The sequence below is a fragment of the Pseudomonas kairouanensis genome (assembly GCF_004682055.1).
In the GTDB taxonomy this organism is placed as follows: domain Bacteria; phylum Pseudomonadota; class Gammaproteobacteria; order Pseudomonadales; family Pseudomonadaceae; genus Aquipseudomonas; species Aquipseudomonas kairouanensis.
In genome coordinates, this window is sequence record NZ_QUZU01000007.1 from 171,064 (window position 1) to 194,218 (window position 23,155).

The 23,155-nt window shown below is 59.8% G+C and carries 28 protein-coding genes; 17 read left to right on the forward strand and 11 right to left on the reverse strand.

The window, feature by feature from the left end:
• Positions 1-29 precede the first annotated feature (29 nt).
• Entirely contained in the window at positions 30-1,391 is a 1,362-nt protein-coding gene (locus DYL59_RS08635) for a CitMHS family transporter (RefSeq protein WP_122489623.1), read from the forward strand.
• A 114-nt stretch (positions 1,392-1,505) separates the two neighbouring features.
• Positions 1,506-2,327: a hypothetical protein gene (locus DYL59_RS08640; RefSeq protein WP_135288799.1), complete on the forward strand. Its 822-nt coding sequence runs from the start codon at positions 1,506-1,508 to the stop codon at positions 2,325-2,327.
• On the opposite strand, the gene DYL59_RS08645 is transcribed toward DYL59_RS08640, so the two are convergent.
• Positions 2,284-2,760, reverse strand: a complete 477-nt coding sequence (locus tag DYL59_RS08645; protein WP_135288800.1) for a DUF488 domain-containing protein — start codon at positions 2,758-2,760, stop codon at positions 2,284-2,286. The two genes, DYL59_RS08640 and DYL59_RS08645, sit on opposite strands and share 44 nt — an antisense overlap.
• 374 nt (positions 2,761-3,134) lie before the next feature.
• On the opposite strand from DYL59_RS08645, the gene DYL59_RS08650 reads away from it, so the two are divergent.
• The gene (locus tag DYL59_RS08650) at positions 3,135-3,470 is read left to right on the forward strand and encodes a hypothetical protein (RefSeq protein WP_135288801.1); all 336 of its coding nucleotides are present in this window, start codon (positions 3,135-3,137) and stop codon (positions 3,468-3,470) included.
• On the opposite strand, the gene DYL59_RS08655 is transcribed toward DYL59_RS08650, so the two are convergent.
• Positions 3,436-5,073, reverse strand: a complete 1,638-nt coding sequence (locus tag DYL59_RS08655; RefSeq protein WP_135288802.1) for an ATP-binding response regulator — start codon at positions 5,071-5,073, stop codon at positions 3,436-3,438. The two genes, DYL59_RS08650 and DYL59_RS08655, sit on opposite strands and share 35 nt — an antisense overlap.
• A gap of 97 nt (positions 5,074-5,170) precedes the next feature.
• Here DYL59_RS08655 and DYL59_RS08660 point away from each other — a divergent pair, with 97 nt between their 5' ends.
• Positions 5,171-5,773, forward strand: a complete 603-nt coding sequence (locus tag DYL59_RS08660) for a LuxR C-terminal-related transcriptional regulator (RefSeq protein WP_135288803.1) — start codon at positions 5,171-5,173, stop codon at positions 5,771-5,773.
• A 21-nt stretch (positions 5,774-5,794) separates the two neighbouring features.
• On the opposite strand, the gene DYL59_RS08665 is transcribed toward DYL59_RS08660, so the two are convergent.
• A complete protein-coding gene (locus DYL59_RS08665; RefSeq protein ID WP_122511725.1) occupies positions 5,795-6,124 on the reverse strand; it encodes a DHCW motif cupin fold protein in 330 nt (109 codons plus the stop codon).
• Positions 6,125-6,255: 131 nt separating this feature from the next.
• Between DYL59_RS08665 and DYL59_RS08670 the strand changes: the two genes are divergently transcribed.
• Positions 6,256-6,753 (forward strand): HIT family protein, encoded by a 498-nt coding sequence (locus tag DYL59_RS08670; RefSeq protein WP_135288804.1) that lies wholly within the window; start codon positions 6,256-6,258, stop codon positions 6,751-6,753.
• A gap of 127 nt (positions 6,754-6,880) precedes the next feature.
• Here the strand turns inward: DYL59_RS08670 and DYL59_RS08675 are convergent, their stop codons facing one another.
• The gene (locus DYL59_RS08675; protein WP_135288805.1) at positions 6,881-7,279 is read right to left on the reverse strand and encodes a hypothetical protein; all 399 of its coding nucleotides are present in this window, start codon (positions 7,277-7,279) and stop codon (positions 6,881-6,883) included.
• Between the two features lie 263 nt (positions 7,280-7,542).
• Between DYL59_RS08675 and DYL59_RS08680 the strand changes: the two genes are divergently transcribed.
• Positions 7,543-8,025, forward strand: coding sequence for a GNAT family N-acetyltransferase (locus tag DYL59_RS08680; protein ID WP_135288806.1), 483 nt, complete (start codon positions 7,543-7,545; stop codon positions 8,023-8,025).
• A 38-nt stretch (positions 8,026-8,063) separates the two neighbouring features.
• On the opposite strand, the gene DYL59_RS08685 is transcribed toward DYL59_RS08680, so the two are convergent.
• The gene (locus DYL59_RS08685) at positions 8,064-8,627 is read right to left on the reverse strand and encodes an NADAR family protein (protein WP_135288807.1); all 564 of its coding nucleotides are present in this window, start codon (positions 8,625-8,627) and stop codon (positions 8,064-8,066) included.
• Between the two features lie 77 nt (positions 8,628-8,704).
• Between DYL59_RS08685 and DYL59_RS08690 the strand changes: the two genes are divergently transcribed.
• Positions 8,705-9,223, forward strand: coding sequence for a hypothetical protein (locus tag DYL59_RS08690; protein ID WP_135288808.1), 519 nt, complete (start codon positions 8,705-8,707; stop codon positions 9,221-9,223).
• 68 nt (positions 9,224-9,291) lie between these two features.
• On the opposite strand, the gene DYL59_RS08695 is transcribed toward DYL59_RS08690, so the two are convergent.
• A complete protein-coding gene (locus DYL59_RS08695; RefSeq protein ID WP_135288809.1) occupies positions 9,292-9,747 on the reverse strand; it encodes a hypothetical protein in 456 nt (151 codons plus the stop codon).
• A gap of 161 nt (positions 9,748-9,908) precedes the next feature.
• The gene (locus DYL59_RS08700) at positions 9,909-10,394 is read right to left on the reverse strand and encodes a P-loop nucleotide/nucleoside kinase family protein (RefSeq protein ID WP_135288810.1); all 486 of its coding nucleotides are present in this window, start codon (positions 10,392-10,394) and stop codon (positions 9,909-9,911) included.
• Positions 10,395-10,776: 382 nt separating this feature from the next.
• On the opposite strand from DYL59_RS08700, the gene DYL59_RS08705 reads away from it, so the two are divergent.
• The gene (locus tag DYL59_RS08705) at positions 10,777-11,070 is read left to right on the forward strand and encodes a fructose-bisphosphate aldolase (RefSeq protein ID WP_135288811.1); all 294 of its coding nucleotides are present in this window, start codon (positions 10,777-10,779) and stop codon (positions 11,068-11,070) included.
• A gap of 167 nt (positions 11,071-11,237) precedes the next feature.
• On the opposite strand, the gene DYL59_RS08710 is transcribed toward DYL59_RS08705, so the two are convergent.
• A complete protein-coding gene (locus DYL59_RS08710; protein ID WP_135288812.1) occupies positions 11,238-11,519 on the reverse strand; it encodes a hypothetical protein in 282 nt (93 codons plus the stop codon).
• A 48-nt stretch (positions 11,520-11,567) separates the two neighbouring features.
• Positions 11,568-11,876 (reverse strand): hypothetical protein, encoded by a 309-nt coding sequence (locus DYL59_RS08715; protein ID WP_135288813.1) that lies wholly within the window; start codon positions 11,874-11,876, stop codon positions 11,568-11,570.
• A gap of 330 nt (positions 11,877-12,206) precedes the next feature.
• Between DYL59_RS08715 and DYL59_RS08720 the strand changes: the two genes are divergently transcribed.
• Genes DYL59_RS08720 through DYL59_RS08730 form a run of 3 tightly spaced genes read left to right on the forward strand, consistent with a single transcriptional unit; the run spans position 12,207 to position 14,320 of the window.
• Complete coding sequence (locus DYL59_RS08720) at positions 12,207-12,698, forward strand: GNAT family N-acetyltransferase (protein WP_135288827.1); 492 nt, start codon at positions 12,207-12,209, stop codon at positions 12,696-12,698.
• 36 nt (positions 12,699-12,734) lie between these two features.
• Positions 12,735-13,919, forward strand: coding sequence for a hypothetical protein (locus DYL59_RS08725; RefSeq protein ID WP_135288814.1), 1,185 nt, complete (start codon positions 12,735-12,737; stop codon positions 13,917-13,919).
• The gene (locus DYL59_RS08730; protein WP_135288815.1) at positions 13,892-14,320 is read left to right on the forward strand and encodes a MerR family transcriptional regulator; all 429 of its coding nucleotides are present in this window, start codon (positions 13,892-13,894) and stop codon (positions 14,318-14,320) included. The genes DYL59_RS08725 and DYL59_RS08730 overlap by 28 nt, the downstream gene beginning before the upstream one ends.
• Here DYL59_RS08730 and DYL59_RS08735 read toward each other — a convergent pair.
• The gene (locus DYL59_RS08735; RefSeq protein ID WP_135288816.1) at positions 14,238-15,218 is read right to left on the reverse strand and encodes an NAD-dependent epimerase/dehydratase family protein; all 981 of its coding nucleotides are present in this window, start codon (positions 15,216-15,218) and stop codon (positions 14,238-14,240) included. The two genes, DYL59_RS08730 and DYL59_RS08735, sit on opposite strands and share 83 nt — an antisense overlap.
• 112 nt (positions 15,219-15,330) lie before the next feature.
• Here DYL59_RS08735 and DYL59_RS08740 point away from each other — a divergent pair, with 112 nt between their 5' ends.
• Positions 15,331-15,756 carry a GNAT family N-acetyltransferase gene (locus DYL59_RS08740; RefSeq protein WP_135288817.1) on the forward strand — a complete coding sequence of 142 codons (426 nt, stop codon included), beginning with the start codon at positions 15,331-15,333 and terminating at the stop codon, positions 15,754-15,756.
• Positions 15,757-15,760: 4 nt separating this feature from the next.
• On the opposite strand, the gene DYL59_RS08745 is transcribed toward DYL59_RS08740, so the two are convergent.
• On the reverse strand, positions 15,761-16,960 hold the full coding sequence (locus DYL59_RS08745; protein ID WP_135288818.1) for a TPM domain-containing protein: 1,200 nt from the start codon (positions 16,958-16,960) through the stop codon (positions 15,761-15,763).
• A gap of 128 nt (positions 16,961-17,088) precedes the next feature.
• On the opposite strand from DYL59_RS08745, the gene DYL59_RS08750 reads away from it, so the two are divergent.
• The 5 genes from DYL59_RS08750 to DYL59_RS08770 all read left to right on the forward strand — a co-directional run bounded on the left by DYL59_RS08750 (position 17,089) and on the right by DYL59_RS08770 (position 23,026).
• Positions 17,089-17,904, forward strand: coding sequence for an alpha/beta fold hydrolase (locus DYL59_RS08750; protein ID WP_135288819.1), 816 nt, complete (start codon positions 17,089-17,091; stop codon positions 17,902-17,904).
• Positions 17,894-19,036, forward strand: a complete 1,143-nt coding sequence (locus tag DYL59_RS08755; RefSeq protein ID WP_135288820.1) for a sensor histidine kinase — start codon at positions 17,894-17,896, stop codon at positions 19,034-19,036. The genes DYL59_RS08750 and DYL59_RS08755 overlap by 11 nt, the downstream gene beginning before the upstream one ends.
• 68 nt (positions 19,037-19,104) lie before the next feature.
• The gene (locus DYL59_RS08760; protein ID WP_420359276.1) at positions 19,105-19,623 is read left to right on the forward strand and encodes a sigma-70 family RNA polymerase sigma factor; all 519 of its coding nucleotides are present in this window, start codon (positions 19,105-19,107) and stop codon (positions 19,621-19,623) included.
• Positions 19,620-20,561 carry a FecR domain-containing protein gene (locus tag DYL59_RS08765; protein ID WP_238340648.1) on the forward strand — a complete coding sequence of 314 codons (942 nt, stop codon included), beginning with the start codon at positions 19,620-19,622 and terminating at the stop codon, positions 20,559-20,561. The genes DYL59_RS08760 and DYL59_RS08765 overlap by 4 nt, the downstream gene beginning before the upstream one ends.
• A gap of 101 nt (positions 20,562-20,662) precedes the next feature.
• Positions 20,663-23,026 (forward strand): TonB-dependent siderophore receptor, encoded by a 2,364-nt coding sequence (locus DYL59_RS08770; protein WP_135288822.1) that lies wholly within the window; start codon positions 20,663-20,665, stop codon positions 23,024-23,026.
• The last annotated feature ends 129 nt before the right edge of the window (positions 23,027-23,155 follow it).

Below are 23,155 nucleotides of genomic sequence, written 5' to 3' on the forward strand. Positions count from 1 at the left end.
TATAAAAATAAAATTGTGGAGACGTTCAGATGCTGACAGTTCTGGGCTATGTGCTGATCACCTTGTTCTTGGTGCTGGTCATCAAGCAAAAACTATCGCCGTTTACCGGCCTCATCGTGGTGTCGCTGGCCGTGGGGGTGCTGGCGTGCCTGGTCAATGGTGTGCCGATGGACACCATCATCCAGTGGGTGCGCGAGGGGCTGTTCTACTCGCAGAACGAGGCAGGCAAGGTCTCCCTGGGCACGGTCAACCCCACGGTGATGATCCTGTTTGCCGTGTTGTACTTCAGCCTGATGATGAACGTGGGGCTGTTCGACCCGCTGTGTACGTTCCTGATTCGCAAGGCCAATGGCGACCCGCTGAAAATCATCCTGGTCACCGCCTTCACCTCCGCCGTGGTCACGCTGGATGGCGACGGCACCACCACCATCCTGATCATCACCACCGCGTTCCTGCCGCTGTACAAGCAGATGGGCATGAAGCTGTCGAACCTGGCGATGCTGATCATCCTGCCCTGCGGCCTGGGCAACTGCCTGCCCTGGGGCGGTCCGTTGGCGCGGGCGGCGGCGGTGTTGAACGTGGAGGTCAATACGCTGTTCGTGGCGATCCTGCCGATCCTCGGCGTGTCGTTTCTGTATGTGTTCTTCATGGCCTACTTGATGGGCATCAAGGAACGCAAACGCCTGGGTTTTGTGAAGGGCGCCAACGGCATCGTGACGCCTGAGCAGATCGTGCAAATGGTCAACGTGATCAAAGACCACGACAAGGAACTCAAGCGCCCGCGCCTGTTCCTGTTCAACCTGGCGTTGACCCTGGGCATGCTGGTGATCCTCATCGCCGGCTGGGCCAGCGGCGCCGTGGTGTTCATGCTCGGCACCGCGATTGCGCTGACGGTCAACTACACCGCCGTGGAACAACGCGAACGCATCACCGCCAACGGTGGCGACGCCGTGGCCGTGGCCTCGATCATCCTTGCCGCCGGGTGCTTCTTGGGCATTTTCAACGGCAGCGGCATGGCCGGCGCCGTGGCTGAACACATGGCCAGCCTAATCCCCGACTCCATGGGTAGCCACACCGCACTGATCTTCGCCTTCCTCGGCGCCCTGGCCTGCTACGCCTTGCCGGTGGACGCCTACTACTTCGGCATCCTGCCGGTGGTGGCGCCCATCGCCTACAAGTTTGGCATCAGCCCCACCGAGATCGGCGTGGCATCGTTTATGGGCCAGGCGTTGCGCTATGCCAGCCCGACGGTGGCATGGTTGTTTTTGTTGATGAACCGTACGGAAATGACGTTTGGGGAGTATCAGAAAGAGTTCTTCAAGTGGTCGATTCCGATGTTTTTCATCTTCATCGTGACGGCGATTGTGACCGGCGAACTGCCCATCGGCTGACGCCCAATCTGTGGGGGCGGGCTTGCTCGCCTTTACAATGTGCCGTTACAAGTCTTTCTGGCAGGTCCGCGAAGCCTGGATACAGTTCAGAAAAGACCTCTGGACGCGGCCCCTATGAAACGCAAAGTTCGAATCCTGATTTTATGCAAAACCTACCCCTCCCCCAGTGCAAAACATGCCGAAACATCCTGTGTTGCAGGCATGGATGAAGATGGAAACCTCATACGCCTTTATCCGGTGCCCTTTCGCCTGATCACAGAAGACCAGCAATTTTCGAAGTGGCAATGGATTGAGGCCCTCATCGAACGCAACCCAGCCGACCACCGGCCAGAGAGCCACAAGATCAGCGTGGACAGCATTCAGGTCGGGCAGCGGATGCCATCAGGCAATTGGAATCAGCGTCGCTCCTGGCTGGATAAGCTGACGGTGTATGAGAGCTTTGATGCGCTTGAAAAAGCCAGGATCGACCACAACGTGACGCTTGGCTTGATCAAACCCCAAAAAATCACCGCGCTGCATATCCGCAAGTCAGCGAGTGAAAGCTGGACACCTGAAGAAATCGAAAAGCTCGAAGCCATGCAGCGTCAACCATCCCTGTTCGATGAACAAGAATCGGCGAGCATCAAACGACTGGAAAAAGTACCTTTCCACTTCCACTACACCTATGAATGCATGGTCGACGGAAACGCCAAAAACCACACTCACAAAATCGTCGATTGGGAAGCCAGCCAACTCTTTCGCAATGTTTATCGCAAGCACGGTGCTGCGGGATGGGAAGCTCCGTTTCGGCACAAGCTGGAAACAGAGCTTCCTGCAAAAGACCTGATGCTATTGATGGGCACCATCCACCGTTTTCCGGCCCAGTGGCTGATTGTTAGCTTGGTCTACCCGCCTAAGCGACAGACCGAAGCTCTCCAACAAATAAGTCTGTTTTAATCGGCAAGTGCAGCGTTATCAGTGAAGCATCCAGCTCGTGCGCCGCTTCTGCGATCAGGCTGCGGTGGCAAAAGCTGGCATCCGCTTCGTAACAAACCATGCAGATACGCTGCTCCATGGAGCTCGACAGCAATGCGGTCAACACGCTGGTTTGGGTACGAATGTAGGACCGGAAGTCACGGGCATACACCGCCCAGACACCGTCTTCCTTGTACTGCTTGCGGATAGGTTTTGGGCAGCCCAACGGGCGACTGTGTTCATAACTGATGCCTTCTGCGGCCAGGCACTGGGCGAAGGCGTTCTTGGAAAAGCCTTTTTTGCGCGACAACGGATATTCACGTACATCAAGCACTTTATCGATACCGGCCTGCTTCAGGCACGCGATGAATGCGTCGATGGTCAGGCCTTCGTAGCCAGCGGTGTAGAGGGTCATGCAGATTCTCCTGGAGCCTCCCGGCGCGGTCAGAATGTAAAGCGGCGGAACTATAACATCGCCATTTCTTCGACACGTGCTGGGGGTGACGGGCGGAACGGAGCGCTGCACAAAACCAGTGAACGGTTGTTGATAGGTCAAGTGTCAGACGATTCGCTTCGTCATCGGAAAACACGCCAAGTCCAATCCCGATGGCGAGCCCGCTCACTACAATGACCTCATCGTGCCACTAGCACACCTGTGCTAATCGACCCCTCCCCCCTGCGGCGCTATATTCCTCGGCACTTCCAACGCACCCACCGGCACCGCGCATACCCTGCGCGCGGACGCGTTGTGCATTGGAAAAACCATAACAACCCCAAGGAAGAAGCACCATGAAACTGCACTCCCCTATTACCCGCATCACCCTGTTGGGCGCCTTGATCATCGGCGTGGCCGGCTGCAGCAATATCAAGCCCAGCGAAGACCACCTCAAGACCTTGTCGGAAACCAACCTGGGCGAGACGGTAAAACGCATCTCCAATGTGCGCAGCGACTCCATGAGCACCTATTACGTGGCCAGCGCCGCCTCCGGCGAATACAACTGCTCGGTGCCCAGCGGCGCCAGTGGCGGCATGTTTGCCGTCGCCAGCTTCGGCCTGATGAAACCTGCCGCCTACTGCCAGCCCAAGGGCGCTAAGGGCAACGGGCTTGTTCCATTCGCCCAGTAAGTTGCTGCTGGCTCAAGTCGCGCAGTGTGCCGCGCAGTTCTGCGGGGCGCACCGGCTTGGACAGGATGGCGATCTGACGGTCGTGCAAGGCGGCCTGGATGCGTTCCACGTCGTGCCCCGTGAGGATCAGCGCGGGCACCGCCCAACCCCGCTGTTCGCGCAGGGCATCGATGCATTCAATACCGGTGGCGTGGTTGCCCAGGTCATAGTCGGCAACGATGATGTCGCAATCACTCACCAGGTCACGCCCCGACGACTCCGCCTGCACCTCGCAGCCCCAGCGCTCCAGCAGCGCCTGGGTGGCGAGCAGCACGTTGTGATCATCCTCCACCAGGCACACTTTCAAGCCCGTGAGCATCCCGGCCTGACGCGCCTGGTCACCGGGTGCCGGTTGGCGCGGCGCGCTGGCCAGGGTCAAGCCATGCAGGCTCACCGAGGTGCCATGGCCCACCCTTGAACGCAGGCTCACCTGCACCCCCATCAACTGCCCCAGGCGCTTAACGATGGACAGCCCCAGGCCCACGCCTTCGACGTCCTTGTCCCGCAGGTGGCGTACGCGATAGAACTCTTCGAAGACCTTTGACAGATGCTCCTCGGCAATCCCCCGCCCCCGATCATGAATCTCCACCGCCAGCCCGCCATCGCGGATACGCACGCCCATCAACACCGGCCGGTGCGCGCCGTACTTGAAGCAATTGGACAGCACGTTTTGCACCATGGTCGCCAACAGCGCAGGGTCGACCAACACCCAATGCGAGCAGGGCCGCAAGCGCAATTCCACCCCGGCCCAACGCGCGGCTTCGGCGTTCTGGCGCACCAGGTCGGCGAGAAACTCGCCCAGGTTCACCGCCTGGTATTTGGGCAACAAACGCCCGTTGTCGAGGGTGTACAGGTCGAGAATCGAACGAAACAACTGCGACACGTTAAGCAGCGAACGGTCGATGTTATCCACCAACCGCCGTTCTTCATCGCCCAGCCGCGCTTCGCGCAAGCACGCGGTAAACAGGCCGATGGAGTGAATGGGCTGGCGCAGGTCATGACTGGCCTGGGCGAGAAAACGAGATTTTTCCAGGTTGGCGGCGATGGCCTCTTCGGACGCCTTGCGCGTACGTTCCAGCAGGATATGGGCATACACCGGGATCACCGTACTGGTGATCATCAACATCAGCACCATAAACGGTTGCGCCTGCCATACCGGCGTCAACTGGTACACGATCAGCAGCGCCAACAACGCCAACGCCGTGGCAATCGCCAGGTAGCGCGAGCCGTAGCGCATGCCATTGCCCAGGTTGACCCACACCATCACCGCATACAACGGCAACGCCGCCTCGCCGCCCACCACCATGCCGAACGAGGTGCCGGTGTAGTCGTGGAGCATGCCGAAGACACGCCGCGCCGGGTAATGCCCCGGCCAACGGGCGATCACCTGCCGCAAGGCAATCGAGGCGATCAGGAACAGCGCGATATACAGAATCACCGGCAGATACGTGTCCAGCGACTGCCCCGGCAAAAACCCCAGAGCACTGATGTAAACAATCGCAATACCGGCCACCACAATGCGCAGGTTGGCCTGGTCGAGTTCAGAGTTGGTCTCACTACCCATGGGTTACGTCCTTGTGCGGCAGTCGTCAACGGCGTCATGCAATGCGGTGCTAAGGTAGCATGACCGCGCCACACACCGCCCCAGGGAGGAGCCCCCCATGACCCGCCGCATCATCATCGCCGACGACCACCCCATGTTTCGCGAAGGCATGCTGCGCACCGTGCAACGCCTGCTGCCCGGCACCGAAGTGCAAGAAGCCGGCGACCTCGACACCGTGCACGCACTGATCAGCGACGGCGGCGACATCGACACCCTGATCCTCGACCTGCGCTTCCCTGGCCTGACCTGCCTGAGCCAACTGGCCGAACTGCGCCAGCAACTGCGGCGCACCACCTTGATCGTGGTGTCGATGGTGGATGACCCGGCGTTGATCGATCAGGTGATGGCGTTGGGCGCAGACGGTTTTATCGGTAAGAACATCGCGCCTGAGGAGATCGGCCAGGCATTGCTGGCGATTCGTGAGGGTGAAGTGTTGGTCAAGTTTGCGCCGTCGGGGTTGTTGCCGTTGGATACCCACACGTTGACGGCGCGACAGCAGGATGTGTTGAGGTTGATTGCCCAGGGCAAGACGAATAAGGAGATCGCCAAGGCGCTGGATATTTCGCCGTTTACGGTGCGGATTCATGTGTCGTCGTTGCTGAGGGTGTTGGGGGTGAGTTCGCGGGCGGCGGCGGCGGTTAAGTATTCGGGGGTGGGTTGAGGGGGCAGTTGATCGTGCACCTCAATCCACAATAAACAGCTTCGCCCCAATGCTCGTCGATGAACGATGGCCTTCCATGTCATTGCCCACCTGGTAACTCATCCCCGCCGTCAGAATGAACTGGCGACCATCCTCCAACTCCGTGTGCAACTCGCCTTCGAGGCACAACAGCACATGCCCGCGCCAACACCAGTGATCAGCCAGGTAACCGGCGGTGTATTCCACCTTGCGCACACGCGTGGTGCCGAAGTGGCAGGTGCGCCATAAGGCGCTCCCGGTAATGCCTGGATGGACGACGGGTTCCAGCGTGGACCAATCTGTGATGCCAAAGGGGACAGCGGTGAGATCCATAGTGGGCTCGGCGGCGGTTTGAGGAAGGTTGAGGCTATCCAGCCGGTGGCGTGCGCGGTAGACACAGATGGCTGGGTTTTGTGGGATACAGGCGATTTGTTAATCTGCCAGCGGCGCTTATGGATTGGCTTATGCACATCGACCCTACGTATGTCCTTTATGAAACCGAACACTGGCTGCTGAACCATCACCTTGCTTCGACATTGCCGGGTTACCTGATGCTGGGCGCCAAGACACACCACCGGTCGCTGGCGGATATGCCAGAGGCCGCACTGGCCGAGCTGGGTGGCTTACTGGCTAGAACCCAGCGGGTCATGGAGTCGCAACTGCGGCCCAAATGGCTGTATATCAGCCGCTATGGGCATATGCCGGGATTCCCCCTGCACTTTCATTTCATCCCGGTGTATGACTGGGTGGAAGATGCGTTCTGGCGGGACGCGCGTTATCGGGTACTGCAGGATTTTGGTGCGCCTGCTCAGGGTCAATCGCTGACGGACGGGGCGGAATTGACGCTGTTTGTATGGCGAGAGTACGGCGAAAGTCAGGTGCTGCCGCCGGTTGGGAGGGATTCAGTTCAGCAAGTGATTGCGCGGTTGCGGGCTGCTTTTGGTGCGGGCCAGGTGAGGTAGCGGGTGTACACGGTGCACAGGTGGGAGGGGGCTTGCTCCCGATTGCGGAGTGTCAGGTGCTGGGTATGTTTGGTCGGGGTACATATCCGTTCTTTGGGTGATGGCCGGTATGGGCTCCGACCGGGCTTTAGGCTTTAGCACTCGCATACCGCTCGTTCCACCAGACGACAAGCTCGGCATGTTGCTTGTGCGTGATCCACTGGATATTCGTTGGGTCTGTCGGATCGCCTCCAAACACCAGTGGTTTCAGATACCACTTGATCTTCGCGGTGAAGCGCGCGTCGGGGTTCAGTAATGGCTGTTGGGTCAGCGTAAACGGCGCGGCAAGGGTTGCATCGAGTGGCAGCGTAGGCACGGTAAGCATCACGCCGGACGCGTTGATGACGATGAAATCATCCCAGCCCTTCAGGCCTATCAGCGTGTAACCCGGCAGATAACGATCGAATGTATAGGCTTGCATCGCGGCGAAGCTTTCATCCTGATCAAGGAGGATAAGGTAATCATCGTTTTGCCAGCCTTCGTTCATATGGAACTCACAGTGTGTGGGGTATTGATCAAAGACGGCGCGGGTCTTGAAAAAGTCCAGTATAGGGCTATCGCGTCTTCGAAGCGGCCTGCTGCAGCCAGCAAGTCGCCGTCCTTGCTGGACCTTTGTAGTTGCGCGTGCAGGGGACGGGTGAGCATAACGGCATTGGAGTGAATTGAGAAAGACAGCAACCAACCAAGATTGTTAGCATTCGGCCCTTCTTGCCCTAATGGCCTTCCAGGATGGTAGGTAGAGCGAAAAATATGTCCGTCACCCCCAATCGAAATCCCCCAGTCATATTGGTCCCTGCTCAACAAAGCGACTTGGACAATCTGGTAGCCATTCGAATCGAGGCCATGCGCGAAAGCCTGGAGCGCGTTGGGCGGTTTGATCCGGTGCGCGCGCGTGAGCGGTTTGTCAGCAGCTTTGAAGCCTCCAATACGCACCACATCGAAGTATCCGGAGAGAGGGTTGGTTTTGTCGTGGTCAAGGATCACCACAACGAACTCTTGCTCGACCACCTGTATGTGAGACCGAGCGCACAAGGCTCGGGTATAGGCTCTGTTGTTCTCGCGCACATTTTCAACGTGGCGGATGCGGCTGCGCTCCCGATTAAAGTGGGAGCCCTCAAAGAAAGCGCTTCGAATCGCTTTTATACCCGCCATGGCTTTCAATTTGTCGAAAGCAGTGAATTCGACAATTATTATGTTCGTCAGAACGTTCCGGCGGTTGGTCCGGTTTGCTAGCTGCATGTGATGCACCTGCTTTCGCGCACGCAGGGCCATTACCTTGGGGCTGGCACACTCGCCCCGTCCCGCACTTGCATCAGCGCAAAGCCCAGTAGGTTCAAGCCTTTCCAAAGATTCGGATTGTTCACATCCGCGTGGTCCTGCGCGAGCCCAATACCCCAGATGCTATCAACCGGGCTGGCTTCGACAATAACGCGCGAACCGGTTTGAAGAAGGTATTCGTTTAACAGCGGATTCTGCGAAAACTTGGCCTGGTTCGCTCGAACCACGATGTCGTACCGGTGTTGCAGCCAAACCTGATCATCAAACCCACGCACCTTGCGGCCAAGTGCTTTGGCGGCATTAGCCGTAGGAGCCTCGAACACCTGCGCACGAATATCCTGATCGTCAAACAAAGCTGCCTTCTCGGCCATCATGAAGTGCTCGGCCGTGGGGTAATGTTGACCCTCAACGATAAACCCGGCCTCAAACCATTGGCTGAAACACGACGCCGTGACGACAGCTTTGTTGCGCTGGTGCCCCCAGAAAAACGTAAAGCTCAGCGCTTCTCCTGCGTTGAAACGGGCGCACAGTGCGTTCAAATGTTCAGAGTCGTTCAATGAGATGCCCTCGCTAACTGGAGACCGAAGTTACAACTACAGGGCTGGCCGAGGCAACCACAAAACTTGGCAGGTCAATGGAGCGCTTCATCCTCTGGCATCGGATAGAATCCGCAACTTATTTCAACAATGCTTGCTACAAACGAGGGAATTTCATGACAAGGATGGCCGCTGTTTTCACCTTACTGAGTTGCATCGCGTCAGCCCCGGCATTGGCGGCGTCTGATTGCCCGTTTCCGCAGGGGATGCAGGCATCCATCGGTGCGTCGAAGCAAGCGATTGAAGCCAGGCAAGCGGGCGTCACCAAGGATGAACTGCTCACCAAAATCTCCCCCGCGGCCGATGGGCAGATGTCCAAGATGCTAAAGAGCATCGTCGACGAAGTTTACGATTATCCGGTGCTGCTGCCTGAGGTGTATGCCGCCTTTCGGTTTGAGCGCTGCTTTGTTTCGCAGCAGCATGGGGAACAGGTGGCGGCGATGAAGTTTGCGGATGCTTATCCGTTGTTGAAGAAATGTGAATTGCTTGAAGCGGAAGGGGCGAGACCGCGTTGTGCGATGGGGGTGGTGCATGCGGTGAGCGGGGTTCCGGAGTGATGGCCTTGGGTGGTTGGGGGCTGTGATGGAGGGCGGCTACCGATTTACAGCGGACACAACTATCGGCATCACCGTTCTTCTAAAGCAACCACATAATCGGTGAAGTCGACATCACCTACGCCGTCGCTACATTCCAGCGTAATCTTGCCATCGGATCTGCGGATGTGAATTCCTGCATTGCCAACCCATGCACTCATGCCGTGAGCGCTTTTCCATACGTTCCAAATTTTCAAAGTATTTCCAAGTTTTAAAAACACTTCTATCTCCACAACATCGGGACTGGTATCAGACCACAGAACTATTTCGGGGTAGCCATCGCCAGAGTTGTCGACGACGATCTGCCCGCTTGCTGCCTTTAATACTAGTCCTTGCCCTCGACTGCTCGTAGCACCCAATCGGCGAATTAAAAATGTGGTTCTAGGCTTCGTGATTTCGAGCTCCATGATTGTAACGACGGTTTGCCCGTTGAGCTTTATGGGCTTTCCGTTAGAGCGCATAAATATTGAAGAGAGCGTTTCTTCCATTTCCAGTCCCCGGAGTTTCTCATGCCATTTGATTCAGCTTGACTTATGCGAGATCAGCATCTCTATTGTTCACGAGTCTCATGAGCAGTTAATTTTTACCAATTGCTAAACGGCCAAAAGCCGGCCTTCCAGATACCTCAATCTCACGATGTCACTCCCCATCAACCCCGATGAACTTCAACCCGCAACCCCTCCCCCTCATTCGGCGCACAAAAATAACTGGTGATCAGATCAAACTCCGCATCAGTCGCCGCAAACTCATGCTCCGCACGCTGGTTGCGAAGATGCAACCTGGCACGACAGGTATCATCGTCCACCTCAATGTAGTGAACACAATGGGAAACCTCGGCAGCATCAGCCAGGCCGCGCAGCCATTGCCGGTCTTGAGGCGTATTGGCAGGAAAATCCAGCACCACTGTCACACCAGCCCTCAGTACATCGATGACAAGCGGGCCCACCACCTCCCGGATCTGCCGTGCAAAGCGCACATAGTCGGTGATGGATTTGATCTGATCAGGGTACAACCGTGAGAGCCACTGATCCTCACTCAGCAGAATGGCCGACTCTTCGGCGGCCAGGCTTTTGGCCAGAGTTGATTTACCGGAGGCGATTTTGCCTGTCATGAGATGAAGCACGGGGTTGGGCATGGGGATCGTCTCCTTGTCGAAGCCTGATGATGCTGATTGAAAAGCGTTGAAGCAACCGTCGCCCACGATGTTTGACGCCTTATCGCGGCATTGAAACATCCTCTTGGTTGCACCCTGATTAACCGCGCCTTATAGTTCGGCCCGTCGCTGGCATTGGCTGGCGACAGGGTTTCGCAGCCCTACAGAATAGAATCAACCTGCACAGTCATCAGACCCTCAGGCGGAGTTCGCTCGCGTCTTGTTTATGGCGGCTGTGCGTGGGAGACCTTCGGGTCTGCCGGGGGTGATTCTTCCTGGTCTGCGAACCCGCGCACAGTTGCCACCCAAGTCTGTTTCGCAGCAGCAAGGTGGCCATTCTTTTTCCCAAATAGAATCGAACCTTATGACTACTCAAAACCCGCACCACCGCTTCACCCCCATGTCCCAAACCGCAACCGACTACCCCGTCCTGTTGATCGACAGCGACGCCCCACTCAACGAGTTGCACGCATGCGCCAGCGAGCGTTTGAACGCTGCCCTCGCCTATCTGCATCTGATGGCCTGTTCCAATGTGTCGGACTATGCCGAGCACGATATCAATACCGTCGCCAATACCGCCCGGATCATGGTCCAGGATGTGGCGGATGTGTTTGCGGTGATCGAGCGGCGAGGGTTTGAGGCGCCGGCTGTGAGTTGATGGTTTGGGAGTGTTGAGGGAACCCGCTTAGGCGGGTTTTCTGGTTTTTGATTGGGGGGTGAGGTAGCAGGTTTATCGCGCTGGCCGAATGGGGGCCGCTTCGCAGCCCAGCGCGGGGCAAGCCCGCTCACCACAGTGGAGAGGCGGTGTTGCCCTTTCCCGTCAACTCAGGCGTAGCCCGGCAGCCACGGTTCTTGCTCAAGGGTCGCGACGTCTCCTTCGGCTAATAAGCGCCACAAATCCAGGATCTTGCCCTCGGGGACTTGCCTCATATGGCGTGGCTCGCCGGACTCCAGGTTTTCAAAGGTGACGCTGCCTGAGAGGGACACTGCGATGCACCACTCTTCGTCGTTGGTCACTGAAACCTCTGCATGTTCCTCATCTTCAGGGCGGGTTTTCAGTTCGGCGAGAAGCTCCGGGAATGTGTGTAGGCCGGGGTCCGACTGCATGGCCCCGTATCTGTGGCAAACGTGATAACCCATATTGACCTCGTGTCGTTAACCGGCAGATGAATCGACATCGCACAGTAGTGCTAACAGTTCAGTCGCCAGGGCGGCGGCTTCTTGGCGGTAGCCTTTGTTCCAGTTGTGTGACCAGTCAGCAGGCTTTCCTTGATCGTCCCATTGCGACAATGCGAGCCCGTTGATGATCTCCAGTTCGAACCACAGGCGCTGCCATGCTTCGGCGTCCTGGACCAAGGCCGTGTCTTGCCACAGGAATTCTGTTTGTGCGACGAACGCCGCCCATGCGAACAGGTTGTCTGAGGCACGTTCGCCGAGGGTTAGCCAGTGCTTTCTGACATCCAATGAAGGGCTCCTTGTAATGGATTTTGAGTGTTAAGTGATGGTACAGCAGCAGGTCTGCCGCCAACGGGGGCAAGCCCTAATGCCAGTCAGTTAAGACATTTAAAGGGTGAAAAGTAACCTGTGGCGAGGGAGCTTGCTCCCGTTGGACTGCGCAGCAGTCCCATTCTTTTAAACAAAGAGCGGGGCTGCTTCGCAGCCCAGCGGGAGCAAGCTCCCTCGCCACAGGTTTAGGGCGCCACCCAAACTCAGTAAGCACCAGCATCCCTCTCCCACAGTTGAAGGTGCGCCGCTATCATGTTCACCTTTCACCCCACGCCCCAGGAAGCCCCCATGCCCACCCTCACCCTGCGCAACGCCCTCCCCGCCGACGCCGCCCGCTGCTTTGAAATCGAAACCACCGCCTACGAAGGCGACGAAGCCGCGACCCTGGAGAAGATCGCCACGCGCATTGCGCTGTACCCGGAGGGCTTTCTGATCCTGGAAGCCGACGGCGAAATCGTGGGATTCATCAACGGCGGCTGCGCCCATGAAGTGGTGATGTCAGACGAAGCCTTCAAGGAACTGGTGGGCCATTCCGCCGACGCGCCAAACGTGGTGATCATGTCGGTGGTGGTTGACCCAGCACACCAGGGCAAAGGCTATTCCACCACGCTGATGACCGAGTTTGTGCAGCGCATGCGCGACATGGGCAAGCAGACCATTCACTTGATGTGCAAGGACCAGCATGTGCCGCTGTACCAACGCATGGGCTATCGCTATGTGCAGCCGTCGGCGTCGGACCATGGTGGGATGGCGTGGCATGAGATGGTGATGGCGCTTTGAATTGCAACCGTTGACCGTCAGGGAGGGAGCCCAACCATGATCCAGGCAAGACCGTTAACCTTTCAACAAGCGTTGAAAAAAAACCTCAAACGGGTGCTGACCTATTGGGCTCCGCTCAGCGTTGTTTTTACGGGGCTAGGTACTTTATTGGGGTTTTATACGCTGTCGACCTACGCAACTTCGATAGGCCGCCCAGACGTAATGGCAGCCGCCCTCGAAGCAAAATCTGCGTTGATCCCCTGGCTCGCCACAGTGATTGGAATGCTGGCGCTGTACCTGCTGATTCTGCTCTCGACCACAGTGCTGTTCGGGCTCACCGTGTCGTTGTTCAATGACGTCGCTTCCCTGCAGCCCCGATTGGCAATGATCCTGTTACTGCCCACGATGGCAGGCATAGTCGGATTGCTCTGGCTGGTCTTTGCATGGCCTGACCTGAGCGCAGGCTTACGCTGGTTCTGGATGATATTGTTCATGTTCGCGGCACCCGGTTCATTGCTTGCCAGCCCGACATTCAGGCGCGCAGTCGACAAATGTGCAGCCATGGGCCCCGGCAGCGCGAAAAGCTGGCCATTACGTAGCGGGTTCATGTTGGTGCTGTCAGTGTTGATCTTAGGCACAGTGGTTTGTTCAGCGCTCTCAACCAGCGTGATCCTAAAAGCCTACATCGGCGAAGACACGCCAGATGCATTGAACCGGCTGATGCTGAGTTCGATGTTCGCAGCGAGCATCACGCTGCTTCCGGTTGTGGTGTTCTATGTCAGCAAAACCGATCTGTTCAAACGCCTAAGCCTGTTCCTGCTGACCGTCATCGTGACCGGGGCGATGATCATCAGTATTTCACCAGGGGTTTTAGCTGCAATCGTTTATTCGGCGGCCCAGGTCATGAACGTGCGCGACCCAATACCCGCGCAGTTCATGCTCACCAAAACCTACGCCAAGGAAGACTTCGACACCCAGGTATGGGGCACCGTCGAAACCGTGCGCGCCCAACCCGTGGTGTCGGCCTTCCCGCTGTTCTCCTTTGGCGATGTGCTGTTGCTGTGCCCCACCAGCCTGGCTACCAAGGGCCGCAAGGAGTGGCCCTCGCAATCGGCCTACTGCGTGCTCACCCAAAGCAGCACCGCCATTCGTATGCCGAAGAAGGCGCAACCGGCAACCGCCTGCACCCCGCCCACAGGAAAAGGATCACCTGAATGTTCATCGGACGCCTCGCCCACCTGACCGGCTGCACCCCGAAAGCCATCCGGTTGTACGAGCAGATGGGCTTGATCAACACGCCCCAACGCAGTGGCCGCTACCGGGTCTACGACGCGCACCACGTGCAAATGGTGCAGCTGATCCGCAAGGCCCAGACGGCGGGTTTTACCCTGGCGCAAATGGGTCCATTGATCACGGCCAAAGAGGCTTTAAAGGCGTTCCCGCTGGAGATGGCCAATGCGGCCATCGACACCAAGCGCCTGGACGTGCAGGCAAAAATCGATGAACTACAGGCATTGGACCTGCATTTGGTTGCGCTCAAGGGGCAGATGCATACGATGTTCAGTCCTCATACGGTGCAACCGCGCGCCTGTCCAGATACGCAAACGCCTCGCGCAACGCCTGCTGCGGCGGACGTGGGTTGAACCCCAACTCGGCCCGGGCCTTGCTGAGGTTGTATTGCTGTCGTACACCATGAAACAAGCGCACCTGGCTTTGCATCAGTTGGGCCGGCTGACCCGTGAGGTCTGCCCAGCGCTCTTGCAGCCAGGCGATGCCCATCAGCAACCAACGCGGCGCGGGGCGTGGCAGGCGGTAGCCGAGCACATCAACCACCTCCGCCAGGGATGAGGAATGCTCATTGGCCAGGATGTACCTCTGGCCCGCGCGCCCCTTTTGCGCGGCGCGCAGCATGCCATCTGCCACATCGCGCACATCGACAAAATTGAAATGAAACCCAGGGTCCAGGGGCACCTTGCGGTCTTTGATCGCCTGCAAAAAACCAAGGGTGTCGGTGAGGCGGCCGGCGTTCGGCCCCACCATTGCTGAGGGCAACACCGAGACCATCCATAGCCCCAAAGCATTGGCGGTTTGCCAGGCCATTTGCTCACTGAGGATTTTCGAGCGGTAGTAGGCGTTCTCGGTTTCCTGGTTCCACTGGGTTTCGTCCAACGCGCTGCCGTCATGCCCCACCGCCGCCACCGAGCTCACATAGACCACTCGCTTGACGCCCGCCCGACTGGCCGCCTGCAACACACACCGTGTGCCTTGCACATTGGGCTGCACGATCTCTGCCTCGGGGGACCTGGCCCAGTGTTTGAACACCGCCGCCACCTGGAACAGCACCTCGACCCCTTCCAGGGCCTTGAGCAGTGCGGCTTCGTCCTGCAACTCGGCGTAGACCAACTCACACTCAAGCCCGGCGAACGGCGCCGTCTGGCTAATATCACGCACACCAGCGCGCACACGGTGGCCGTGCTTGAGCAGGGTTCGCACCAGGGTATTGCCCAGGTGCCCATTGGCGCCTGTGACCAGACACAACATACTTTTCGCTCCATTTGGCGTAGAAAAACTCCGCGCACTGCCCGGCGAAAAAAGCATAAAGTCTGCCCCAAGGGACAGAGTCAAGGTCTAGAACCACAAGGAATCGAGCACGATGCAGCAGCCCCTGATTGAAATCAGCGACCAACGCGACCCACACGCTGAATGCATCCTCGGCGACGGCCTGGCCACCTTCAACGAACATGCCACTGGCTACCACGACCGGCTCCCGTTGACCGTACTAGTCAAAGACCCACACACCCACCAAGTGCTGGGCGGCATCACCGGCCGCAGCGCCTTCGGCATGGCCTTCCTCGACCTGTTCCACCTGCCCGACAGCCTGCGCGGCTCGGGCCTGGGCAGCCAGTTGCTGCAAGCCTTTGAAGATGAAGCCCGGCGCCGTGGTTGCTTGAGCGCGGTGCTATACACCATCAGCTTCCAGGCGCCGGGGTTTTATGAGAAGCGCGGGTGGGTGCGCTTTGGTGAAATACCCTGCGCGCCTGAGGGCAGCAGCCGGGTGTTTCTGTCCAAGGTGTTGTGACGCGCTACCAACTGCCAGACGCGCCGCCGCCACCGCTGGAACCACCGCCGCCCGACGAACTGCTGCTGGAGCTTGAGCGGCTGGAACCTGAACTCGACCCGCCGCCCGAACTCGACCCCGCCCCCGTGCCGCTCTGGATAAACACAAACAACGCCGCAAACGACGCCATGGGGATCGCCACCAACCACCCCTGTGCTGCGTTGCCCAACAACATGCCCGCCACACCGTAGATCAAAGCGACCGCCAACAAGCGCAGGAGGAAAAACTTCGGGCTGTTTTTCCAGGATTCCTTGATCAGCAAAAACAGCAGCAGGTACAAGCCCAGCACCACCGCGCCGCCCAACGGGTACGCCAGCCAATGGATAAGGTTGACGTCGACGTAGTGGTTCGCAACGAGCACGCCCGCGATATAGGCCAGCAAACCCAGCACACAGTAGAACGCCGTACGGGCCATCCACAGCGCACCAAAAGTGGCGCCGCCGATCAACGCCGTCAGCGGCACCACCAGCAGGTACACCGGCCATTCCCGCCCGCCGACGTAAATCGCCAACAGCACCGTAACGGCCACCGCCGCCATCAAGGCGCGGCGCCATTTCAGGGTGCCGGACGCCATCAGCACACCGCCCACGCCACCGAACACAAACGCCAGCAGCACGGCGATGGCCCCGGCTGGGAAGCCTGGCTCAGAGACCTCAGGCAAGTCGCCGCCATCGACCAGCACCACCAGGTCATTGACGCCCAGGGAGACGCCCGCCGCGTAGTCGCCCTGGCGAAACGCGGGCGTGATGTGCTCCTCGATGATGCGATGGGCCAGCAAGTCGGTCACCGTGCCTTCCAAGCCGTAGCCGACTTCGATACGCACTTTGCGATCCTCCTTGGCCACCACCAGCAGGATGCCGTCGTTAACATCCTTGCGCCCCAGTTTCCAGGCGCGGAACAGTTGGTTGGCGTAGTCCTCGATGCTCACGCCGCCGGTGCTGGGCACCATCAGCACGGCTACTTGGGCGCCTTTGCGTTGTTCAAGGTCGGCAAGCTGGCTTTTCAGACGGGAGGTGGTGCTGGCGTCCAGGCTGCCGGTGAGGTCGATCACCCGCTGGTCGAGGGCCACGCCAATCGGCGAAGGGTCCGCCTGGGCGGTGCTGAACAGGCCGATAACCAGCAGCGCCAGCAGACTCAAGACCGATTGCCGCACTATCGCCATCATGCTTTGTTACCTGAAGTTTCTTCCTGAAGGCGCCGACTTTACCCTATCCGCGCTATAACGCGTGACCCCACGCCGTTGACTATCTAAACTCCCCGCATGCATAGCAAAACGCCATAACCGAGAAGCCCATGGACCTGCGCCACCGAAACAATGTCAGTGTGATGGGCAACGGGGCCTCGACCCTGGTGTTCTCCCACGGGTTCGGCTGTAACCAGGCGATGTGGAATTACCTCGCGCCGCATTTTTCCGAACGCTTTCGTATCGTCATGTATGACTTGGTGGGCGCCGGCTTGTCGGACCTCAACGCGTTCGACAAGGCCAAATACAGCGCGCTGGACGGTTATGCCCGCGACCTGAACGAACTGATTGACGCATTTGCCCAAGGCCCGGTGATCCTGGTGAGCCACTCGGTGAGCGCCATGATCGCCACCCTCGCCGACCGCCAGGCCCCGGGGCGCATCGCTGCCCATGTGATGATCGGCCCGTCGCCCCGCTACATCGATGCAGACGGCTACACAGGCGGCTTCAAGCTCGCCGATATCCAAGACCTGCTCGACACCCTCGACAGCAACTACCTGGGCTGGTCCAGCGCCATGGCCCCAGTGATCATGGGCGCCCCTGACCAACCAGCGCTGAGCGTCGAGCTGACCGACAGCTTCTGTCGCACGGAACCGGAGATCGCCAAGCAATTTGCACGGGTGACGTTTATGTCGGACAACCGCCAGGACGTCAGCGGCCTGGCCACCCCGGTACTGATCCTGCAATCGAGCGAAGACTTGATCGCCCCCGTGGCTGTCGGCGAATACCTGCACAGCGTATTGCCCAACAGCACCTATTGCCTGGTGGACAACGTCGGCCATTGCCCGCACATGAGTGCGCCGCAAGCCTGTGCGCACGCCATGGAAATCTTCCTGGCACCTTGGGTGGGTCCCCATGCCCGCTGAGCTGTTCGCCAGCGCCGCCTGCGCCCTGGCCGCCACGGCGGAGGACGGCACGATCCTGCAGGCCAATGCGCGCTTCAGTGAATGGCTGGGTTTCAGCAATGCCGAACTGTGTGGCAGACGCTTCCAGGACCTGCTGACCATGGGCGGACGGATCTTCCACCAAACCCACCTGGCGCCCATGTTGCGCCTGCGTGGCAGCGTCACCGAAGTGAAACTGGACATGCTGCACCGCGATGGCCACAAGGTCACGGTGCTGCTCAATGGCCTCAAACGCGAAGTGCCCGAAGGCACGGTGTACGACCTGGCGCTGTTCGGCACCACCGACCGCGACAAGTACGAACGCGAGCTGCTCAATGCGCGCAACTTTGCCGAAGCCTTGCTGCTGGAAAAAACCGCCACCGAACTGGCCCTCAAGCAAGCCCAGGCCGAATTGAGCGAGGCCTACGCCATCGCTCAGCGCCGCGCGATGTTCGCCGAACAGATGGTGGCGATTGTCAGCCACGACCTGAAAAACCCGCTGACGGCGATCCGCATGGCCTCGGACTTTCTCAACCGTGGCGAACGCACCACCAAGGAACGCCAACTGCTGGGCCACATCGGCCAATCCTCCGAGCGCGCCCAACGCATGATCGCCGACCTGCTGGACTTCACCCAGGCCCGGGTCGGCCAGGGCATCACCATCAAGGCCGCGCCCCTGGACCTGCACGCCGTGACCCATCAGGCGGTGGATGAACTGCGCGTCGCCTTCCCCAAGGCCACCCTGGAACACCACGCCCTCGGCAACGGCGACGCCAGCCTGGACGCCGATCGCGTGCAGCAAATCATCGGCAACCTGGTGGCCAATAGCGTGGCGTACGGCGATCTGCAACGGCCGATCAGCATCACCTCACGGCTGGGGGATGGGCAGTGCGAAGTGTCAGTGCACAACCATGGCGCGGTGATCCCCCATACCTTGCTGGCCGGGTTGTTCGAGCCCATGACGCGCGGCACAGACCAGGGCAGTGACGTCCGCAGCGTTGGGTTGGGCCTGTATATCGTGCGGGAATTGGCCAGGGTGCATGGTGGGGATGTGACCGTGAGTTCCACCGAACAAGGCGGCACCACGTTCTGTGTGCGCTTGCGACCTGCGTAAGATCTTGCAATAAATTCTCAATAACGCCACCATTGAGAATCATTGTCATTCACCAGGTGGCGTCAACCGTGTCGCTCAGTTCTTCTTCCTGCTCGCCCTCGCGCAACGCGGCCCTGCACCGGCTGTTTGGCGATCACCACCACTGGTTGCTGGAACGCCTGCGGCTGCGCCTGGGTTGCCGTGAGGATGCGGCCGACCTCGCGGCGGAGACCTTCGCGCAGGTCGTCGAGATGCCTGACCCTCACGCTATTCGCGAGCCTCGTGCGCTGCTGAGCACTATCGGTAAGCGGCTGATCTTTGCGCGTTGGCGGCGCAATGACGTGGAGCGCGCCTACCTTGAAGTCTTGGCCACCCTACCCGAAGCGGTGGCGCCCTCGCCCCAGGAACACTGGCTGGTGATCGAAGCGCTGATGGAGATCGACCGCCTGCTCGACAGCCTGTCGTCCAAAGCCCGCGCCGCCTTCCTGTACAGCCAGCTCGACGGTCGCACCTACGCCTGCATTGCCCGTGAGCTGGGCGTGTCGGTGACGCGCGTGCACCAATACGTGGTACAGGGTTTGACCGCCTGTTACCTGGCCAAGTCGTGAGCGGCCTATCGCCTGCGGTGGCGCAGGCCATCGAGTGGTATGCACGCCGGGGCTCGGGTGCGTTTGACGGGCCGGCACAGTCGCAATTCGAGCAGTGGTTGAAGGCCGACCCCAGCCATCAGGAGGCTTGGCACGGGCTTACCCGCCAACTTGAGCGCACGCTGGTGCCACTGGCGCAGCAGCAGGGCTCGCGCCAGGCACTCAATAGCGTCAACCATAGCCGTAGGCGCCTGTTGCGGGGTGCACTGGCCGTCGGTGCCGTGGCCGTGGGCACGCCCTTGCTGAGCCTGCGCGGCGGCCCGCTGCATGAGCGTTGGGGCGCAGACCTGCGCACCACCACCGCCGAGCGCCGGCGCTTCAACCTGGAAGACGGCTCGGCACTGCTGCTCAATGCCCGCAGCGCCGTGGACCTGAACTTCAGCGCCACTCAGCGCACCGTGCAGCTCTTGCTGGGTGCGGTGCAAGCCCAGGTGCGCAGCGAACCGGCCCGTCCGTTTGTGTTGCAGTGCCCCTGGGGTGAAGCCTGGCTTAATGGCGGGCGCTGCGTGCTCAGCCTGCAAGCGGACACGGCCCAGCTATGGGCCTTGGAGGGTGAGTTGGAACTGCGCACACCCGGCTCTCGCCTGCGCCTCGCAGCCGGTCAGGGCCTGATGTTCGACGGCCGTGCCTGGCAGCCGATTGCCAAGGGCTATATCGACGAGCGCGCCTGGGCCAAGGGTTTGCTGCAGGTGCATGACCAGACGCTGGGCCAGGTGATCAATCATCTGCGGCCCTACCACACAGGGCTGTTGCAGGTGTCGGCGAGCGCCGCCGCGTTGCGCATCTCCGGGGTATTCAACCTCGATGACAGCCGCCAGGCCCTGGCCGCGCTCGCGGATGTGCTGCCGCTGGAGGTGGTGTCTTACCTGGGCCTATGGACCCGCATCGACCACGCGTGAATTTATTTTCCGGCGCCCCTTAAAAAACCGCGCACTCACGCTACAGACCAGACAGAAACGCGCGAAATGCGCCCTGTCCTGAGCCCTATCGAGTCCACGCCATGCACCCGAACACCTTCTTTCCCCTGCTGCTCGGCGGCTGCCTGCTGAGCTGCGTCGCCCAGGCCGCCGAACCCGCGCAAGACTTCGACTTGCCCGCAGGTTCCCTGGCCACCACGTTGATCCAGATCGGCCAGGCCAGCGGGCGTCAGGTGTTGTTCATTCCCGCCGATGTCGACGGGCGTCAGGCCCGAGCCGTACGCGGCCACTTGAGTGCGGCGCAAGCGGTGAGCAACGCCCTGCAGGACACCGGCTTGCGCGTACGCATCACCGCCAGCGGCGCCCTCAGCGTGCAACCCGCCAGCGGTGATGGGGTGACCCTGGACGCCATCAACATCGACGGCCGCGCCAGCGCCCAGGCCGGCGATGACAACCAGAACTTCGTCGCCCAGCGTTCCAGCGCTGGCACCAAGACCCGTACCGACCTGGTGAAAATCCCGCAATCGGTATCGGTGGTGACACGCGCCGAACTGGACGAACGCAAGAGCGACAACCTCTCGGACTCGCTCAAATACACCCCAGGCTTCAGCAGCCAACCCAGTAGTTTCAGCCGCACGGCGGATGACTACACCCTGCGCGGGTTCAACGTAGGCGCCGGTACCGGCGGTATTTTGCGCGACGGTATGAAGCTGCAGTCCAACCCCTACGACGGCAGCGTCGAGGCTTATGGCCTGGAGCGTATCGAAGTGCTCAAGGGCGCCTCGTCGGTGCTCTACGGCCAACTGTCGCCGGGGGGCATGATCAACACGGTGAGCAAACGCCCCACCGACACGCCGCTGCATGAAGTCGGGGTGGAAGTGGGCAACTACAACCGTCGCCAATACACCCTCGACCTCGGCGGCCCGCTGGATGACCAGGGCCAGTTCAGCTATCGCCTCACCGGCCTGTGGCGCGACAGTGACACCCAGGTCGATCACGTTGACGACGACCGCCGCTACATCGCTCCCGCCATCACCTGGAAGCCCAACGACGACACCTCGCTGACCGTACTGGCCAGCCATCAGGAAACCTACACCGGCTTTTCCCCGCCCATGAGCTACCGCATGAGCACCTACAGCAACACGCCGGGCTACAAGATCGGGCGAAATGATTTCGTGGGTGAACCGGGCTATGACCACTTCAACAACCGCATGGATACCCTCGGGTACCTGTTTGAACACCAGTTCAGCGATGAACTGAAAGTGAACCACAGCCTGCGTTATTTCCAGGCCAATACCGATTGGAGCTACCTGATCCCGGTGGCCATCTCCGGCACGCAATTGAGCCGTCGCTACAGTGATCGCCAGGAGCGCTCCACCGGCTGGACCACCGACAACAACCTCACCTACACCCTCGACAGCGGTGCCTGGCGCCATGAACTGCTGGTGGGCGTGGACTACTACCACAAGACCTACGACTCGCACCGCTACATCAGCGCCACCGCCGCACAACTGGCGCCGCCCCTGAACCTGGCCACCCTGCAATACACCGGCGTGGGCGCCAACACCGCCGCCGACAGTGGCTCGGACTTGCACAGCACCCAGGCCGGTATCTACCTGCAAGACCAGATCACCTACAACGATAAATGGGTGCTGCTGCTGGGCGGTCGCCAGGACTGGGCCGACAGCGTCACCACCACCTTTGCCACCGACGCCCGCGCCACCCGTGGCGACAAGAAAGCCACCGGCCGTGTTGGCCTGGTGTACCTGGCGGATAACGGCCTGGCACCGTACGTGAGCTACAGCCAGTCGTTCCAACCGGCCAGCGTGAGCAACCCGGCATTTGGCAACGCCTTTGCACCACTGGAAGGCGAACAATACGAAGTGGGCCTGCGCTACCAGCCTCCCGGCAGCGACACCTTGCTCAGCGCGGCGGTGTACCGCCTGGACCAGGACAACTCCCTGAGCCTGGACAGCCTCACCAACACCTACGTGCAATACGGCAAGACCCGCACCAAAGGCGCCGAACTTGAAGTCAAAAGCAACCTCACCGACAACCTGCAACTGAGCGCCGGCTACGCCTACACCGACACCCACGTGCTGCAAGACCAGACCGCCAGCAACGTCGGCAAGCGCATCGAGGGCATCCCCTACAACAGCGCCAGCCTGTGGGCCAGCTACCGCCTGGCCAGCCTGGGCCTGGAAAAACTGCGCATCGGCGGCGGCGCACGCTACACCGGCACCACCCGTACCACGCCAAGCGTGTACGACGGCAAGCTGCCGGCCTACACCTTGGTGGACGCACTGATCAGCTATGACGTGGATGCCCATTGGCAAGTGCAGGCCAAGGCCCAGAACCTGTTCGACAAGAAATACCTGTACTGCAACACCACCTGCCGCTATGGCGACGAACGCAGTTTGCTGGGGTCAGTCACCTACCGCTGGTAAACCCTCGGCCGGATGAACACGGTCAACTGTGGGAGCTGTCGAGCTTTAGCGAGGCTGCGAAAGCTGCGGCATGGGCGATAGAGATGTTGAGCCTGCACCACCGCTTTCGCGAGCAAGCCCGCTCCCAAA

What these genes read in the sequence shown, in the direction of transcription:
- DYL59_RS08635 (WP_122489623.1), top strand. Translation starts at nt 30, where the DNA reads ATGCTGACAGTTCTGGGCTATGTGCTGATCACCTTGTTCTTGGTGCTG.
- DYL59_RS08640 (WP_135288799.1), top strand. Translation starts at nt 1,506, where the DNA reads ATGAAACGCAAAGTTCGAATCCTGATTTTATGCAAAACCTACCCCTCC.
- DYL59_RS08645 (WP_135288800.1), bottom strand. Translation starts at nt 2,760, where the DNA reads ATGACCCTCTACACCGCTGGCTACGAAGGCCTGACCATCGACGCATTC.
- DYL59_RS08650 (WP_135288801.1), top strand. Translation starts at nt 3,135, where the DNA reads ATGAAACTGCACTCCCCTATTACCCGCATCACCCTGTTGGGCGCCTTG.
- DYL59_RS08655 (WP_135288802.1), bottom strand. Translation starts at nt 5,073, where the DNA reads ATGGGTAGTGAGACCAACTCTGAACTCGACCAGGCCAACCTGCGCATT.
- DYL59_RS08660 (WP_135288803.1), top strand. Translation starts at nt 5,171, where the DNA reads ATGACCCGCCGCATCATCATCGCCGACGACCACCCCATGTTTCGCGAA.
- DYL59_RS08665 (WP_122511725.1), bottom strand. Translation starts at nt 6,124, where the DNA reads ATGGATCTCACCGCTGTCCCCTTTGGCATCACAGATTGGTCCACGCTG.
- DYL59_RS08670 (WP_135288804.1), top strand. Translation starts at nt 6,256, where the DNA reads ATGCACATCGACCCTACGTATGTCCTTTATGAAACCGAACACTGGCTG.
- DYL59_RS08675 (WP_135288805.1), bottom strand. Translation starts at nt 7,279, where the DNA reads ATGAACGAAGGCTGGCAAAACGATGATTACCTTATCCTCCTTGATCAG.
- DYL59_RS08680 (WP_135288806.1), top strand. Translation starts at nt 7,543, where the DNA reads ATGTCCGTCACCCCCAATCGAAATCCCCCAGTCATATTGGTCCCTGCT.
- DYL59_RS08690 (WP_135288808.1), top strand. Translation starts at nt 8,705, where the DNA reads ATGGAGCGCTTCATCCTCTGGCATCGGATAGAATCCGCAACTTATTTC.
- DYL59_RS08695 (WP_135288809.1), bottom strand. Translation starts at nt 9,747, where the DNA reads ATGGAAGAAACGCTCTCTTCAATATTTATGCGCTCTAACGGAAAGCCC.
- DYL59_RS08700 (WP_135288810.1), bottom strand. Translation starts at nt 10,394, where the DNA reads ATGCCCAACCCCGTGCTTCATCTCATGACAGGCAAAATCGCCTCCGGT.
- DYL59_RS08705 (WP_135288811.1), top strand. Translation starts at nt 10,777, where the DNA reads ATGACTACTCAAAACCCGCACCACCGCTTCACCCCCATGTCCCAAACC.
- DYL59_RS08710 (WP_135288812.1), bottom strand. Translation starts at nt 11,519, where the DNA reads ATGCAGTCGGACCCCGGCCTACACACATTCCCGGAGCTTCTCGCCGAA.
- DYL59_RS08720 (WP_135288827.1), top strand. Translation starts at nt 12,207, where the DNA reads ATGCCCACCCTCACCCTGCGCAACGCCCTCCCCGCCGACGCCGCCCGC.
- DYL59_RS08725 (WP_135288814.1), top strand. Translation starts at nt 12,735, where the DNA reads ATGATCCAGGCAAGACCGTTAACCTTTCAACAAGCGTTGAAAAAAAAC.
- DYL59_RS08730 (WP_135288815.1), top strand. Translation starts at nt 13,892, where the DNA reads ATGTTCATCGGACGCCTCGCCCACCTGACCGGCTGCACCCCGAAAGCC.
- DYL59_RS08735 (WP_135288816.1), bottom strand. Translation starts at nt 15,218, where the DNA reads ATGTTGTGTCTGGTCACAGGCGCCAATGGGCACCTGGGCAATACCCTG.
- DYL59_RS08740 (WP_135288817.1), top strand. Translation starts at nt 15,331, where the DNA reads ATGCAGCAGCCCCTGATTGAAATCAGCGACCAACGCGACCCACACGCT.
- DYL59_RS08745 (WP_135288818.1), bottom strand. Translation starts at nt 16,960, where the DNA reads ATGATGGCGATAGTGCGGCAATCGGTCTTGAGTCTGCTGGCGCTGCTG.
- DYL59_RS08750 (WP_135288819.1), top strand. Translation starts at nt 17,089, where the DNA reads ATGGACCTGCGCCACCGAAACAATGTCAGTGTGATGGGCAACGGGGCC.
- DYL59_RS08755 (WP_135288820.1), top strand. Translation starts at nt 17,894, where the DNA reads ATGCCCGCTGAGCTGTTCGCCAGCGCCGCCTGCGCCCTGGCCGCCACG.
- DYL59_RS08770 (WP_135288822.1), top strand. Translation starts at nt 20,663, where the DNA reads ATGCACCCGAACACCTTCTTTCCCCTGCTGCTCGGCGGCTGCCTGCTG.